This is a genomic window from Halarchaeum nitratireducens (assembly GCF_014647155.1).
Classification (GTDB): Archaea; Halobacteriota; Halobacteria; order Halobacteriales; family Halobacteriaceae; genus Halarchaeum; species Halarchaeum nitratireducens.
On record NZ_BMOQ01000004.1, the window covers coordinates 181351 to 195269 of the forward strand.

The 13919-nt window shown below is 69.5% G+C and carries 16 protein-coding genes; 9 read left to right on the forward strand and 7 right to left on the reverse strand.

Translation table 11 applies throughout. The annotated features are described in order from the left end of the window. Positions 1-17: 17 nt before the first annotated feature. On the reverse strand, positions 18-497 hold the full coding sequence (locus IEX91_RS07830) for a GNAT family N-acetyltransferase (RefSeq protein WP_188878163.1): 480 nt from the start codon (positions 495-497) through the stop codon (positions 18-20). A gap of 141 nt (positions 498-638) precedes the next feature. Between IEX91_RS07830 and IEX91_RS07835 the strand changes: the two genes are divergently transcribed. The 3 genes from IEX91_RS07835 (at position 639) to IEX91_RS07845 (ending at position 3381) form a co-directional block, all read left to right on the forward strand. Next, complete coding sequence (locus tag IEX91_RS07835) at positions 639-1412, forward strand: DUF502 domain-containing protein (protein ID WP_188878164.1); 774 nt, start codon at positions 639-641, stop codon at positions 1410-1412. Continuing rightward, positions 1409-1828, forward strand: coding sequence for an archease (locus IEX91_RS07840; RefSeq protein ID WP_188878165.1), 420 nt, complete (start codon positions 1409-1411; stop codon positions 1826-1828). Before IEX91_RS07835 ends, IEX91_RS07840 begins: the two co-directional genes overlap by 4 nt. Before the next feature lie 92 nt (positions 1829-1920). Further along, positions 1921-3381, forward strand: a complete 1461-nt coding sequence (locus tag IEX91_RS07845) for an RtcB family protein (RefSeq protein ID WP_188878166.1) — start codon at positions 1921-1923, stop codon at positions 3379-3381. Between the two features lie 86 nt (positions 3382-3467). Here the strand turns inward: IEX91_RS07845 and IEX91_RS07850 are convergent, their stop codons facing one another. After that, the gene (locus tag IEX91_RS07850) at positions 3468-3905 is read right to left on the reverse strand and encodes a hypothetical protein (protein WP_188878167.1); all 438 of its coding nucleotides are present in this window, start codon (positions 3903-3905) and stop codon (positions 3468-3470) included. Positions 3906-4096: 191 nt separating this feature from the next. On the opposite strand from IEX91_RS07850, the gene IEX91_RS07855 reads away from it, so the two are divergent. Beyond that, entirely contained in the window at positions 4097-4951 is an 855-nt protein-coding gene (locus tag IEX91_RS07855) for a translation initiation factor eIF-2B (protein WP_188878168.1), read from the forward strand. 7 nt (positions 4952-4958) lie between these two features. On the opposite strand, the gene trmB is transcribed toward IEX91_RS07855, so the two are convergent. Further along, positions 4959-6011, reverse strand: coding sequence for an HTH-type sugar sensing transcriptional regulator TrmB (trmB, locus tag IEX91_RS07860; RefSeq protein WP_188878169.1), 1053 nt, complete (start codon positions 6009-6011; stop codon positions 4959-4961). Positions 6012-6103: 92 nt separating this feature from the next. On the opposite strand from trmB, the gene IEX91_RS07865 reads away from it, so the two are divergent. Continuing rightward, positions 6104-7009, forward strand: a complete 906-nt coding sequence (locus IEX91_RS07865) for a mechanosensitive ion channel family protein (protein WP_188878170.1) — start codon at positions 6104-6106, stop codon at positions 7007-7009. Here IEX91_RS07865 and IEX91_RS07870 read toward each other — a convergent pair. Continuing rightward, positions 6993-7394 carry a universal stress protein gene (locus IEX91_RS07870; protein ID WP_188878171.1) on the reverse strand — a complete coding sequence of 134 codons (402 nt, stop codon included), beginning with the start codon at positions 7392-7394 and terminating at the stop codon, positions 6993-6995. The two genes, IEX91_RS07865 and IEX91_RS07870, sit on opposite strands and share 17 nt — an antisense overlap. Before the next feature lie 84 nt (positions 7395-7478). Here IEX91_RS07870 and IEX91_RS07875 point away from each other — a divergent pair, with 84 nt between their 5' ends. The 4 genes from IEX91_RS07875 (at position 7479) to moaC (ending at position 11520) form a co-directional block, all read left to right on the forward strand. Continuing rightward, positions 7479-7715 (forward strand): DUF5816 domain-containing protein, encoded by a 237-nt coding sequence (locus tag IEX91_RS07875; protein WP_188878172.1) that lies wholly within the window; start codon positions 7479-7481, stop codon positions 7713-7715. Between the two features lie 350 nt (positions 7716-8065). Further along, entirely contained in the window at positions 8066-9439 is a 1374-nt protein-coding gene (locus IEX91_RS07880; RefSeq protein ID WP_188878174.1) for an aminomethyl transferase family protein, read from the forward strand. A 120-nt stretch (positions 9440-9559) separates the two neighbouring features. Next, positions 9560-10996, forward strand: a complete 1437-nt coding sequence (locus tag IEX91_RS07885; RefSeq protein WP_268238679.1) for an NAD(P)H-hydrate dehydratase — start codon at positions 9560-9562, stop codon at positions 10994-10996. Continuing rightward, a complete protein-coding gene (moaC, locus tag IEX91_RS07890) occupies positions 10993-11520 on the forward strand; it encodes a cyclic pyranopterin monophosphate synthase MoaC (RefSeq protein ID WP_188878176.1) in 528 nt (175 codons plus the stop codon). The genes IEX91_RS07885 and moaC overlap by 4 nt, the downstream gene beginning before the upstream one ends. Before the next feature lie 3 nt (positions 11521-11523). On the opposite strand, the gene IEX91_RS07895 is transcribed toward moaC, so the two are convergent. The 3 genes from IEX91_RS07895 to IEX91_RS07905 all read right to left on the reverse strand — a co-directional run bounded on the left by IEX91_RS07895 (position 11524) and on the right by IEX91_RS07905 (position 13894). Then, positions 11524-12150 (reverse strand): DUF1405 domain-containing protein, encoded by a 627-nt coding sequence (locus IEX91_RS07895; protein WP_188878178.1) that lies wholly within the window; start codon positions 12148-12150, stop codon positions 11524-11526. 74 nt (positions 12151-12224) lie between these two features. Then, the gene (hflX, locus tag IEX91_RS07900; protein ID WP_188878180.1) at positions 12225-13529 is read right to left on the reverse strand and encodes a GTPase HflX; all 1305 of its coding nucleotides are present in this window, start codon (positions 13527-13529) and stop codon (positions 12225-12227) included. 59 nt (positions 13530-13588) lie between these two features. Then, the gene (locus IEX91_RS07905; RefSeq protein ID WP_188878181.1) at positions 13589-13894 is read right to left on the reverse strand and encodes an acylphosphatase; all 306 of its coding nucleotides are present in this window, start codon (positions 13892-13894) and stop codon (positions 13589-13591) included. Positions 13895-13919: the final 25 nt, after the last annotated feature.

The following is a 13919-nucleotide window of genomic DNA, read 5'->3' on the forward strand; positions in this document are numbered from 1 at the left end:
GGGCCGAGCGCGGTGCGCTACCGACGGAGGTACTCCGAGAGCCGATCACGCAGGCGCTCGCTCTCGCCGAGTCGGAGGTAGTAGGCCCCCTCGCCGTCCTCGTAGTAGTTGCCGATCTCGCGGACGATCTCGAAGCCGAGGTGTCGGTAGAATCCGAGAGCGGCGTCGTTCGAGACGCGGGCGTGACAGGAGACCGTCTTCGACCCTTCCGCGACGGTGGCGACGAGGCGCTCGCCGAACCCCTCGCCGCGGTAGTCGGTGTCGACGGCGAGGAAGAGTATGTAGCCGTCGTGTCGCGCGGCCGCGAAGCCGACGAGGTCCTCGTCGGGCGTGACGTAGACGTAGACGGTCGCGCGCCGATAGGCGTCCGCGAAGAAGCCGTACCGCTGTCGGAGGAGCCCTTCGCGTTCACGGATGCGTTCCTTGAGGTCCCACGCGTCGTCGAGGAACTCGTCGCTACCGCGCGGGACGATCCGTTGCTCGACCGTGACGCTCACTGCCCGCCTCTAGCCCACCGGAGAATATAGTTCCACCGTCCCCCCGGACGCGTGCCGCGGTTCCGCCGACGGCCGGACGCACGCTCCCGGACCCGACGGATGCCACAACCCTTTCGGTCACCCCCACCCGAGGTGAGACCGATGTCCTCCGACGGGCCCCGGACGCGACGGCGGATGCAAGCGGCCGGCCAGTCGGCCGCCTCGCACGTCAGAGAGGCCTTCATCACCGGGATCGCGGTGATGGTGCCGATCCTCATCACGTTCTACGTCCTCCACGCCGCGCTCGGCCTCTTCACGAACGTCCTCGATCCGCTCGCGTACGGCCTCCAGCGCCTCGACGTCGCCCCCGAACGCCGGTTCGTCATCGTCCAGTTGACCGCGGCGTTCCTGCTCGTCGCCCTGACCTTCTCAGTCGGCTTCTTCGCGTCCTTCCAGTCGGGCGAGCGCGCGCTCGAATACTTCGACCTCCTGATGGAGCGCATCCCGGGTATCGGCTCCGTCTACGCGAGCTTCCGGCAGATGAGCGACGTCATGCTCGAATCGGACGCGGAGAACTTCCGGAAGGTCGTCCTCGTCGAGTACCCACACGAGGGGGCGTACACGCTCGGGTTCGAGACAGTGCGGACGCCGGAGCCGATCCGCGACGCCGCCGGCGACGAGAGCCTGCGGACGCTCTTCCTCCCGCTCGCGCCCAACCCCGTGATGGGCGGCTTCCTCGCGCACGTCCCCGAGAGCCGGATCATGGACGTCGACATGACCGTCGAGGAGGGGATGCGGACGGTCATCACGACGGGCGTCGCCGTCGCCGACACGGCGGAGGCGGAGGGGCTCTCTCGCGCGCAACTCGAAGAGCTCGGCGGTGCCGAGGTCGGCGAGCGCTTCGTCGACGACGAGACGGAGGAGGAAGAGCGATGACCGACGCCTACACCCTCCGCGAGCACACCGCGGACGTCGCCGTCGAGGCCCGCGGACCCACCCTCGGGGCGTGTTTCGCCGCCGTCGCCGACGGGATGGCGGCCGCGATGTGCGACGAGATCCCCGCGTCGGGCGGCGAACGCTTCGCGCTCACGGCGCGCGCGACGACGAAGAAACGCCTCCTCTACGACTACCTCGACGATCTCATCTACGAGCGCGACGTCCGCGGCGTCCTCCCGGTCGACAACGAGGCGACCGTCGCACGCGACGGCGACGGGTGGACGCTCGACGCCTCGGCCCGCGGACTCTCGCTCGCCGACGTCGCCGCCCGCGATCTGAAGGCCGTGACCTTCTCCCAGATGCAGATCGAGGAGCGCGCGGACGGGTGGGAGGCCTACGTCGTCTTCGACGTCTGACGCACGCGCCGATACACGCGATCGACCCTCCGAGCCCCGTCTCGACGGCGCGGAACGGTCCTTTTACCACCGCCGGGCCGAACACTCCGAGTATGACTACGTTCGACGCGGGCGACGTCACCCTCAGCGAGGTCGAGGAGTTCGTCTGGGAGATCGCCCGAGAGGACGGGATGAACACGCCGGCGCGCGTCCTCGCCAGCGAGAGCCTCCTCGAAGCGATCGCCGACGACGACACCCTCCGGCAGATCCGGAACGTCACGCACCTCCCCGGCGTCGTCGAGCACGCGCTCTGCATGCCCGACGGCCACCAGGGGTACGGCTTCCCGGTCGGCGGCGTCGCCGCCATCGACGCCGAAAACGGCTGTATCAGCCCCGGCGGAGTCGGATTCGACATAAATTGCGGCGTCAGGATGGTGAAGACAAACCTCGAATACAGTGATATAACGGGACGCGAGGAGGAGCTCGTCGACGCGCTCTTCGACGCCGTGCCGACGGGGCTGGGCGGCGGCGGCGTCGTGACGGGCGACGCGGAGACGATGACGGGCGCGCTCGAACGCGGCCTCGACTGGGCGCACGAGGCGGGGTACGCGACCCGCGACGACCTGAAACACTGCGAGGACGGCGGCTACCGCCCGGACGCCGAACCCGAGAAGGTCTCGCAGAAGGCGACGGACCGGGGACGCAATCAGCTCGGGAGTCTCGGCTCGGGTAACCACTTCCTCGAAGTCCAGCGCGTCACCGACATCTACCGCGACGACGTCGCGGCGACGTACGGTCTGGAGGCCGACCAGCTCGTCGTCCTCATCCACTGCGGCTCCCGCGGGCTCGGCCACCAGGTCTGCTCCGACTACCTCCGGCGAATCGAGGAGGAGCACGCGGACTTCCTCGACGACCTGCCGGACGACAACCTCGCGGCCGCACCCGCGGGGAGCGAACTCGCCGAGGACTACTACGGCGCGATGTGCGCGGCAATCAACTTCGCGTGGGTGAACCGACAGCTCATCACCCACCAAGTGAGGGAGACGTTCGCGGACGTCTTCGACACGCCGTGGCCCGAGCTCGGCATGGAGCTCCTCTACGACGTCTCGCACAACATCGCCAAGCGCGAGACCCACGAGGTCGAGGGAGAGGAACGCGAGGTGTTCGTCCACCGGAAGGGCGCGACGCGGGCGTTCCCGGCGGGTCACCCCGAGGTCCCGACGGCGTACCGCGACGCTGGCCAGCCGGTCATCATCCCGGGGAGCATGGGTGCGGGAAGCTACGTGCTCCGGGGCGGCGCCGAGTCGATGGACCGGACCTTCGGATCGACGGCCCACGGCGCCGGGCGGCTGATGAGCCGGACGCAGGCGAAACGCGAATACCGCGGCGAAGAGATCCGATCCGACCTCCGCGAGCACGAGCACGTCTACGTGAAAGCCGAGTCGGGCGCGACGATCGCCGAGGAGGCCCCCGGGGTCTACAAGGACGTCGACGAGGTCGTGCGCGTCAGCGAGGCGCTCGGCATCGGCGATACGGTCGCCCGCACCTTCCCCGTGCTGAACATCAAGGGATGAGACGCTGACTCGACGACTGGGCCGCCACCGCCGGGTCGCGGCGGACCGGCGTCAGCCCGAGAGTACCGCCGCGCATCGAGACGGGCTCAGCGGTTCGTCGGCCCGCTCGGCCCGTTCGGTCCCCGCGGCCCGCGCGGTACGCGCCCCTCCGCGAGTTCGACGTACTCGCTCTCGCGCGCTCCCGCGGCCTCGACCTCCTCGCCGTCCTCGTACGTCACGAAGTTGAGGTAGAACGGCTCGCCACAGCCGCCGGCGTCCGTCTCCGTCCCCGCCCCCGCCCTCGCCCCGGTCTCCATCTCCGTCCCACCCGCCCGAGCTTCGGCGCGGGACCACTCGCAGCCGTCGCTCTCCCCGCAGACGAAGCGGACGCCGTCGACGTCCGACTCCTCGTAGTCCCCGTCGGGCGCGACGTACGTCCACCCCTCGAGCGGGTAGGGCGTGACCGACTTGTCACTGAGATAGGCGTCGCGCTCGACGGCGACGACGGTCTCGCATCGCGGACAGTAGTAGCGAACGGCGACCATACGCGCACCAGGAGCGCGAGAAAGTTAGGTCACGCGGCGGTGCGATCGGTATCACGGGCTCGGCAGTGTCGGCGGCGCCGTCGGGGCTCGACACGGCCTCGATCGATCGCACGCTCCCCGTCTCCGGACCTCCCGACTGGCGACTGCCCCCTGTCGGAAGCTTCAGGGTATCGCGGGTCGGTCGTTCGACCATGATCGACGAGACCGCCGAGGAGATCGCGGAGATGCGCACGCACTCCGCCTCGGCCGTCGCCGTGAAGGCCGCTCGCGCGCTTGAGGACCTACTCGACGACGAGTTCCCGACGGTCGAGGAGTACGTGCGCGCCCTCGAACGCAACAGTTCGGCGCTCCGTCGCGCGAGCCCCTCCCACGCCTCGCTGGTCACGACCCAACACGAGATCGTGGCCGCCGTCGCGGACGCCGACATCGAGACGGTCGCGGCGGCCAAAGAGCGCACGCGAGCGGCGATCGACGCCGTCGTCGAGCGCATCGAGACGGGCAAACACGAGGCCGCGACGGCCGTCGCCGAGGAGCTCGCCGACGGCACGACGCTGTTGACGCACGACTACTCCACGACCGCCCTCGAGGCGATCGAGACGGCGGCCGAGGGAGGCGCGTCCCTCGACGTCTACGTCACGGAGAGCCGCCCGCGATACATGGGCCGGCGGACCGCGCGCCGCCTCGCCGAGGTCGAGCGGGTGCGCGCGACGCTGATCGTCGACGGCGCGGCCGGCCACTACATGGACGAGGTGGACGAGGTCCTGCTCGGGATGGACTGCATCGTCGACGACTTCCTCTACAACCGCGTCGGCACCTACCCGATCGCGGCGGTCGCGGACGACGCCGACGTCCCCGTCGTCGTCACCGGGTCGTCGGCGAAGCTCGTCGACGGGGGCGGCTTCCGCTTCGAGAACGATTACCGGACGCTGACGGAGGTCCTGCTCGAACCGCCCGAGGGCTTCGACGTCGAGAACCCCGCGTACGACGCGACGCCGGTGGACCTGCTCGATCGCGTCGTCACGGACGCGGGCGTTCGCCAGTTCTGAGCGCCGCTCACTGGGCTTCGTCGCGCGCGACCGTGATCTCGTAGGCCTCGATGTCCTCGTAGGCGGCGACGCGGCCGCCGACGGTGACGACGTCGCCGTCCGCGGTTTCGACGTCGATGCTCGCCACCTCCTCCGTCTCCTCGTGTTCCGTGCTGACGATCCGTCCGCGGACGGTGCGGGTGTTCCCGCGTTCGACGTCCCGCCCCTCGACGGTCGCGTAGAGGTCGCCTTCGAGGGTTTCGAGGTCCTTGACGCAACGCCGGATGGAGGCGTAGCGTCGCGGGAGCGCGGGCGCCTCGCCGTCGGCGAGGAGCTCGGTCTCGGCGGTCGTCCAGAGGACGGTGCCGAAGAACCCGAGGACGAGGAAACCGAGCGCCGACCGGTTGAAGATGACGGCGTACTGATCGGGGTTCGACCCGACGGCGCCCTGCGTGGCGTAGATGGAGTAGTCGCCGTCGGCGACGGCGAGCAGCGGCGTCGTGACGCCGCGGCGGGCGCGCGCCGCGCTGGCGATCCGGCCGTAGTCGTACGTCCGCCGGTCGGGCGCGTCGGCGGCCGGGGTGACGATCAACTCGATGTCGACGCCGCGTTCGCGCGCCGCCGCGAGTTCGTCCTCGAAGCGCCCGACGAGCGACGGCGTCAGCGAGAGCGCGAGCTCGTATTCGGCGCGGGTGATGACCTCCTCGAAGTACCGCAGAATGGTCGTCCGACTCTTGACGAGCGAGACGGCCTCGGTCTCCCGCTCGGGGGCGGTGTAGAGGCTCTCGAGGTCGTCGACGAGATCCGTCAGCGAGGAGCGAAGCCCCGCGAAGGCCTCCTCGGGATCGACGGCGACGACGGTCATCGGCCGGGACTCGCGGATCTCGACGAGCCCGCGGTCCCCGAGGCTACGGACGGTGTCGTAGACGCGGGGCTGTGGAACGTCGGTCCGGTCCGCGATCTCGCTCGCCGTCAGTTCGCCGTGTTCGAGCACGACGAGGTACGCGGCGATCTCGTACTCGCCGAGGTCGAACCCCTCTCCGACGTGTTCGAGGACGGTTCGGAGGTCGGACTCACTCATGGGCGCACGTGCGCGTCCACCGGGCTAAAAACCCCCCGCTTCCGCGGGACGCCGAGGACAACCCTTTTCGCCGCGCCCGACGATCGACGCGTATGCCGTGGCCGAGCACCCTCCCGGAGTTCGTCGCCCGCGTCGGGGCCCTAATGCACAACTTCGGACCCGTCGTCGCGGTGCTCGCCATCGTCGCCGGCTGGTACCTCGGTCGCGTCCTCACCGGCGTCCTCGGCCGCCGCGTCGCCCGCCGCTTCATGCGTCCGTCCGTGACGCGTACCGTCCTGCGGCTCATCCGCACCGGCGTGCTCGGGGTGGGCGTGCTCGTCGCCATCTGGTCGCTCGGGCTCGGCCTCGGGAACCTCGTCGTCTCCGTTACGGTCTTCTCGGCGGTGCTCGGCCTCGTGCTCGCGCCGATCGTCGGCAGCGTCATCAACGGCGTCTTCGTCCTCGCCGATCAGCCCTACGAGATCGGCGACATGATCGAGTTCACCGACACGGGCCAGCGCGGCTTCGTCGAGGACATCACGCTGCGCTACACGAAGGTGTTCACTCTCGACAACACCTTCCTCGTGATGCCCAATGGCGAGATGCGCGAGATGAACATCGTCAACTACTCCGCGGAGGACGAACGCACGCGGTGTTCGCTGACCGTCCAAGTCACCTACGAGAGCGATCTCGCGACCGCCCGCTCGGCCATCGAACGCGCCGCCGCCTCCTGCGAGGAGGTCATCGAGGGAGGCCCCGACATCCGGATCGGAAGCGCGCGCTACCCGGCGAAACCGCGGTGCTACATCGACGAGTACGCCGACAGCGGCGTGACCCTCACGCTGCGCTACTGGGCGAAACAGCCCTACCGACTCGGGGCCGTGCGTTCGACCGTCCAGACGAAGATCTGGGACGAGCTGCAGGCACGCGACGACGTCACGTTCGCGTACCCGCACGTCCAGCACGTCTTCGACGAGGAGAGCGGCGAGGCGAGAGTGGCGCTCAGACGGGAACAGTGACGAGCTCGCAGTCGAGCTGTTCGCGGAGGTAGGACTCGACGTCGGGTTCGCCGAGGAGCGAGCGGAGGGCCTTACGCCAGCGCGAGACCTGCGCGCTCCCGATCACGACGACGTCGGCGTCCTCCGCGGCGACTTCGTCGAGGATCGTCTCCTCGACCATGAAGGAGCGACGGACGACGTACCGCGTTCGCTGGACGGTTCCGAAGGCGCGCTCGACGGCGCGTTTGAGATCGGTCCACGTGACGCGGCGATCGTTCTGGTAGAGATCGACGTGGAGGACGGTGAGGCTGGCGTCGCGTTCCGCTGCGAGGTCGATGGCGGCCCGGAGCGTCGCGCGCGAGTGTTCGGTGAGCGGGTAACGGACCGGCACGACGACGGTTGTCATCACCGTCCTCCAGGGTTCCCCCCGGCCTAAGCGTTCCCCACTGCGACGGGGAGAGTTAAGGGCACGACGCGCCGACGACGGTGTATGATCGAGGTGGAGACCGACGACGGAACGTTCTACGCCGCGGAGGACGAGGGCGAGCGCGGCGACGAGGGTGCGTTCCTCGTCGTCTACCGGACGCCCGACCAGGAGACGCGGTACGGGTGGTACTGCACGAACTGCGAGTCGATCGACAACGCGATGGACGCGATGGGCACTATCGTCTGCAACGTCTGCGGGAACTATCGGAAGCCGGACGAGTGGGACGCCGCGCACGAATAGCGTCGTTCCGAGCGTCAGCGAGGAACGACGGAGAGACGAGCGGAGAGCGCTAGCGATCCGCGAGTAGCGTCGAACGTCGCTACGCTCCGTTGTCGGACAGATGAGCGGGGAGCGTTAGTGACCCGCGAGTGCCGCGACCGCGCCGCGTTCTGAGCGTGACAGCCCGCGCGGCGGTTTCGTGGCCGGGCTCGGCGGCTCCGCGACGCGTGGTGTGATAGTGGTGCGCGCCACCGCGAACGCCTGAGCCGTCTGGACGGTGCCGCATCGACGCTGAGGCGGGGAAAACGTCCCAACGACCCGGACACAAGAATTACCGTTTCTGAGAGAACACTTCTACGCGGGTGACTTCCATGACCGGATCACTATCGGACGCGATCGACGAGGCGGGGAGCGCGCTGGAGCTGGTGCGGGGCAACTACCTCTACCCGGAGGACCTGCTGGACCTCGGGGGCGACATCCCCTCGGAGTTCTCGAACTGGCGCGAGGAACAGCGGGCGTGGACGGAGGGCGCGACGCTGATGGACCAGTCCCAGCACATGGTCGACCTGATCCTGGGTGGGCCCGACGCGATCGACCTCCTCGCGGACCTCGGGATCAACGACTTCGAGCGCTTCGAGCCGGGGAAGGCGAAGCAGTTCGTCGCGTGCAACCCCGAGGGCTACCTCATCAGCGACGCGATCCTGTTCTACCTCGACGAGGGGGAGCTCGATCTCGTCGGGACGCCGCCGGCGGCGAACTGGGTCGAGTACCACGCCGAGACGGGCGAGTACGACGTGACGGCCGAACGCGAGGAGAACGCGCTGCGACGCGACGGGCCGCCACGGCGCTTCCGCTATCAGGTACAGGGACCGAACGCCCTCGACATCATGCGGGAGGCGATCGACGGGTCGCTCCCCGACGTGGCCTTCTTCAACTTCGATACGGTGACGATCGCGGGACACGACGTCGAGGCGCTGCGCCACGGGATGCTGAACGAGGCGGGCCTCGAACTCTTCGGCCCGTGGGAGTACCGCGAGGACGTCCGCGAGGCGATCGTGGAGGCCGGCGAGGGGTACGGGCTCGTCCCCAGCGGGATGAAGGCCTACTTCACAAACAACGTCAACGGCTGGGTGCCCGCGCCGCTCCCCGCCGTCTACGGCGAGAGCATGTCGGAGTATCGGGAGTGGCTCGACGACCGGGGGTGGGAGGCCGGTTTCTCCGTCGGCGGGAGCCTCCACGCCGACGACGTGAGCGACTACTACCTGAACCCCGTCGAGGTCGGCTACGGTTCCTTCGTCGACTTCGACCACGACTTCGTCGGGAAGGAGGCGGTACGCGAGATGACGGAGCGCGAACAGCGCACGAAGGTCTCGCTGATCTGGGACCGGGACGACGTCGTCGACGCCGCGGCGGGGCTCTTCGAGGACCCGACGACGAAGTCGATGGACTTCCCGCGCCCGCAGTACGCGCTGTCGATGTACGACCGCGTGGAGGTGGACGGGGAGACCGTCGGCGTCTCGAAGTGGCCGTGCTACCGCGATCACGTCCAAGAGATGATGTCGCTCGGGATCGTCGATCCGGGGCTCGCGGACCCCGGGACTGAGGTCACGGTGGTCTGGGGTGAGGCCGACTCGCCGAAGGCGAACGTCGAACCCCACGAGGAGGTCGAGATCGACGCCGTCGTCGAGTCCATCCCCTATCACGACGAGGACAAGCGCAAGTCTATCGATTACGGCGGCCAGTGAGGTCGCGACGGCGACAACCGACGGGCGGTGACGCGGGTGCGGGCGGACGCGGGGACGCGCCGGTCGGTGCCGCCGGCGGTAGCCTTCACCTTTAGGGTCGGCTCGCGCGAACCACGTGGCGTGACCATCACCGCAGCACGGATGGCGGCCGTGGACCGGAACGCAGCCGCCCTCGACGTCTCGACGAAGCAGCTGATGGAGTCGAGCGGGCACGCGCTCGCCCGCGCGGTCCGCGACGTCGCCGCCCCCGGCGATTCCGTGACCGTCCTCGCGGGCCGCGGGAACAACGGCGGGGACGCCTTCGTCGCCGCGCGCTTCCTCGACGGCGATGTCGACGTCTCGGTCCGCCTCCTCGGACGCCCCGAGACGATCACGACCGAGATCGCCCGCGAGAACTGGGCGGCCCTCCAGTCCGCGGAGATCGACGCCGAGCGCGTCCTCGACTCGAAGTCGCTCGCACTCGGCGATCCGGATGTCGTCCTCGACGGCGTGCTCGGGACGGGCGTGACGGGCGCGCCGCGCGAACCCGAACGCTCGGCCATCGTTGCGGCCAACGAGGCGGACGCGACGGTGGTCTCGGTCGACGTCCCGTCCGGGATGGACGCGGACACGGGCGAGGTGGCGGACGTCGCCGTCGAGGCGGATCGGGTCGTCACCTTCCACGACCTGAAGCCGGGTCTCGACGGCCGCGACGACGTCACCGTCGCGGACATCGGTATCCCGGAGGCGGCGGAGACGTTCGTCGGCCCGGGCGACCTCCTGTCGCTCGAACGCGACCCGCAGGCGCACAAGGGGGACTTCGGGCGCGTGATGGTGATCGGCGGGGGCCCCTACACGGGCGCGCCGGCGCTCTGCGCGCAGGCGGCGCTGCGCGCGGGTGCGGACCTCGCGTACGTCGCCTGTCCGGACGCCATCGCCGACACGGTGCAGGGGTACGCCGAGGACCTCATCGTCGAGTCCTACGAGGGCGAACGCCTCCGTCCCCGCGACGTCGACGTCCTGCTCGCGGCCGCCGCCGACCGCGATGTCGTCGTCATCGGCCCCGGATTGGGCGGTGCGGACGACACGCTCGACGCGGTCCGCGACTTCCTCGCGGGCTACGAGGGGACGGCCGTCGTCGACGCGGACGCTCTCCAAGTCGTGCCCGACGTCGACACGGACGCGACCCTCGTCTGTACGCCTCATCAGGGCGAGCTCGCGACGATGGGCGGCCCCCGCGTCGACGACTGGGAGGAGCGCGCCGCGCTCGTCGCCGAGTTCGCGGCCGAACTCGACGTCACGCTCCTCGTGAAGGGCGCGTACGACGTGATCTCGGACGGCGACGTCACGCGCGCGAACCGCACCGGGAACCCCGGCATGACCGTCGGCGGGACGGGCGACGTCCTCGCGGGAATCACGGGCGCGATGGCGTCCACGCGAGCGCCCGTTCAGGCCGCGGCGATCGCGGCGTACGCCAACGGGAGCGCGGGCGACGCGGTCGTCGACGAGCGAGGATACGGCCTGCTCGCCTCCGACCTTCTCGGCGAGATCCCGCCGGCACTGTGGGGGGAGCGATGAGCGACGACGCCGGACGTGACGTCGAGGCCGACGCCGACGGACCCGAACCCGACGAGTTAACGCACACGACCGAGTCGGGCGACGTCCAGATGGTGGACGTCGGCGGAAAGCCGGACACGGCACGTCGGGCGGTCGCGCGCGGCGAAATCCGACTGGGGGCGTCGACGATCGCGGCGATCCGCGGCGACGAAATCGGGAAAGGGGACGTGCTCGCCACAGCGCGCGTCGGCGCGATCCAGGCCGTCAAACACACGTGGGAGACCATCCCGATGTGTCACCAGATCCCGATCACGAACGTCGAGACGACGTTCGACGTGCGGGACGAGCGCGTCGTCCTCACCGTCGCCGTCGAGACGACCGGGAAGACGGGCTGCGAGATGGAGGCCTTGGAGGGCGTGACGACCGGTCTGAACGTCGTCTGGGACATGGTGAAGGCCGCCGAAAAGGACGACAGCGGTCGGTATCCCGGGACCGCCGTCGAGGGAGTCGAAGTCGTCGAGAAGACGAAGCGGCCGATCGAGTAACCCTCAGAGCGTCGTCGGATCGTCCCGGCCGCCGTCGAGGCAGTACCAGGCGAGCGCGAGCGCGCCGAGCGAGAGCAGCGGCGTCACCCAGGGGAGGGGGCCGGTCGTCGCGCTCCGGAGGTGCGGGTGGAGATCGAAGGCGTAGTCCGCGACGTCGTTCGCGACGAACCAGCACGCGGTGACGCCGAGCGCGAACCGACTCGTCCGCCCGTAATAGGGGAGGAGGAACGCCTCGGCGACCATCACGAGGTGCGTGAAGAGGATGCCCCAGTAGCTCCAGACGTCCGGGTAGTACGCGCTGAAGAAGTAGTTGAGTGTGAACGCCGTCCAGAGGCCGTACTTCACCATCGACGCGAACGCGATCGTGTTCAGCGCGTCGAGGAAGGGCGAGGAGGGGTAGTAGCGTCGTCCCAGCCCCCAGAGCGTGAGGAGGCTGGCGGTCATCCAGCACAGCGAGAGCGGACTGTCGACGAGCAACGGCCACGTGAGCGCGCCGCGCGTCGTCATCTGTCCGAGGTAGAAGTTCAGCCCGACGAGGACGCCGATGGCGTTCGCGGCGAGGAGGAGGAACCGCGAGAGCTCGACGTCGAGGTAGGGAGCGGCGATCCGCTCCGGGATGGGCGACCACATGGCGGGGCGCTACACCGCGCCGCGTTGTAGGTTTCCCGCCTTTCGTCGCCGGGTCGGGTCGCGTCCGTCGCCGCCTACGCCGAGGCGAGCGTGCTTGCCTTGTCCCGCGACTGCTCGACGATCTTCGGGCGCGCCTCGAAGGCGACGACGACCTCGTCGTCGCCGTACGTCACGTCCTCGACGTGGGCGTTGTCGTGGAGCCACGAGACGACGCTCATCGTCTCGTCGGTCATCGGGAGGACGAGACGCTCCTTCTCCCGCCGCGGGAGGGCGTACGTCACGCGCTCGCGGAGGTCGTCGAGTCCGGTTCCGGCGAGCGCGCTCACGGCGATTGGGTTCGGCGCGAGCGCCGAGAGTGCCTCGCGCTTCTCAGCCAGTTCGTCCTCGGAGATCCGATCGACCTTGTTGAACACGGTGACGATCGGTGCCTCGTTGCGCTCGTAGAGCGTGTCGTGGGAGGTCGCGAGCTTCTCGCGGATCTCCTCGACGGGCTCGCTCGCGTCCACGACGAGCAGGACGAGGTCGGCCTGATACACCGAGTCGAGCGTCGACTTGAACGACTCGACGAGCCAGTGGGGGAGGTCGCTGATGAATCCGACCGTGTCCGTGAGGAGGACGTCGCGCTCGTCGAGTTCCATCCGGCGCGTCGTCGTCCCGAGCGTCGTGAACAGTTCGTCACGGGACTCGGCGGTCGTGTCGAGATCGGGGTGGAGCGCCTCGTTCTCGTCCAGGTCGAGGTCGGCGGCGAGCGCGCGCATCAACGTCGACTTCCCCGCGCTCGTGTAGCCCGCGAGCGCGACGAGGTCGAAGCCGGACTCGCGGCGCCGGTCGCGGCGCTGACGCTCCGTCGTCTCGATCTGTTCGAGCTCGTCGCGGATCCGCGAGATCTGGGCCTTGATGTCCTGCTCGCGCGACTCGTCGTACTCCCCGAGACCCATGAACCCCGGGCGCTCGTCGCGCTTCGCCAGACTCGCCTTTGCCTCCGCGCGCGGCAGTTCGTAGCGGAGCTCCGCGAGCTCGACCTGGAGTTGGGCCTTGCGCGTCTGTGCCCGCTGGCCGAAGATCTCGAGGATCAGCGTGAAGCGATCCATCACGGTCACGCCGTCCGGGAGGTGATCGCCGAGGTTGAACGTCTGGTAGGGGCCGAGGCGGTTGTCGAACACCACGGTCTCCGCGCCGGTCTCCGCGACGAGCGCCGCGAGCTCCTCGACCTTCCCCTCCCCGAGCTGGAGGGCCGGATCGGCCGTGCGGCTCTGTGTGACCTCGCCGGCGACCTCGTAGCCGGCCGCGCGGACGAGTTCGCGGATTTCCTCCGTGTCGGGTTCCCCGTCGTCGACGCGTTTCGCCACGACGGCGGAAGCGGTAGATGCGCCTGTCACTCGGATCGACCGTACGCTCCGAACCCACTTAAGCCCAATCCGTCCCGCGGGCCGTGGGCTCAGCGCCGGATCTCGAACCCCGTGATCCCCTCCGGGGCCTCGGACGCCACGTCGACGCCCTCGACCGACGCGGCGGGGCTCCCGGTCTCGCACCACTCGACCATCGCCTCGACGGCGTCTCCGGGGCCCTCGAAGACGGCCTCCACGCGCCCGTCGTCGAGGTTCCGCACCCACCCGTCCACGCCGCGCTCGCGCGCCGCGTCGCGGGTGCTCGCCCGGTAGAAGACGCCCTGCACGCGCCCGGTGACGTGGACGTGCGCGCGCACTCGGCCGTCGTCACTCGTCGCTCGCTCGTCGTCGCTCATGGCCGGACGCTCGACCGCCGGCCAC

What these genes read in the sequence shown, in the direction of transcription:
- IEX91_RS07835 (WP_188878164.1), top strand. Translation starts at nt 639, where the DNA reads ATGTCCTCCGACGGGCCCCGGACGCGACGGCGGATGCAAGCGGCCGGC.
- IEX91_RS07840 (WP_188878165.1), top strand. Translation starts at nt 1,409, where the DNA reads ATGACCGACGCCTACACCCTCCGCGAGCACACCGCGGACGTCGCCGTC.
- IEX91_RS07845 (WP_188878166.1), top strand. Translation starts at nt 1,921, where the DNA reads ATGACTACGTTCGACGCGGGCGACGTCACCCTCAGCGAGGTCGAGGAG.
- IEX91_RS07850 (WP_188878167.1), bottom strand. Translation starts at nt 3,905, where the DNA reads ATGGTCGCCGTTCGCTACTACTGTCCGCGATGCGAGACCGTCGTCGCC.
- IEX91_RS07855 (WP_188878168.1), top strand. Translation starts at nt 4,097, where the DNA reads ATGATCGACGAGACCGCCGAGGAGATCGCGGAGATGCGCACGCACTCC.
- trmB (WP_188878169.1), bottom strand. Translation starts at nt 6,011, where the DNA reads ATGAGTGAGTCCGACCTCCGAACCGTCCTCGAACACGTCGGAGAGGGG.
- IEX91_RS07865 (WP_188878170.1), top strand. Translation starts at nt 6,104, where the DNA reads ATGCCGTGGCCGAGCACCCTCCCGGAGTTCGTCGCCCGCGTCGGGGCC.
- IEX91_RS07870 (WP_188878171.1), bottom strand. Translation starts at nt 7,394, where the DNA reads ATGACAACCGTCGTCGTGCCGGTCCGTTACCCGCTCACCGAACACTCG.
- IEX91_RS07875 (WP_188878172.1), top strand. Translation starts at nt 7,479, where the DNA reads ATGATCGAGGTGGAGACCGACGACGGAACGTTCTACGCCGCGGAGGAC.
- IEX91_RS07880 (WP_188878174.1), top strand. Translation starts at nt 8,066, where the DNA reads ATGACCGGATCACTATCGGACGCGATCGACGAGGCGGGGAGCGCGCTG.
- moaC (WP_188878176.1), top strand. Translation starts at nt 10,993, where the DNA reads ATGAGCGACGACGCCGGACGTGACGTCGAGGCCGACGCCGACGGACCC.
- IEX91_RS07895 (WP_188878178.1), bottom strand. Translation starts at nt 12,150, where the DNA reads ATGTGGTCGCCCATCCCGGAGCGGATCGCCGCTCCCTACCTCGACGTC.
- IEX91_RS07905 (WP_188878181.1), bottom strand. Translation starts at nt 13,894, where the DNA reads ATGAGCGACGACGAGCGAGCGACGAGTGACGACGGCCGAGTGCGCGCG.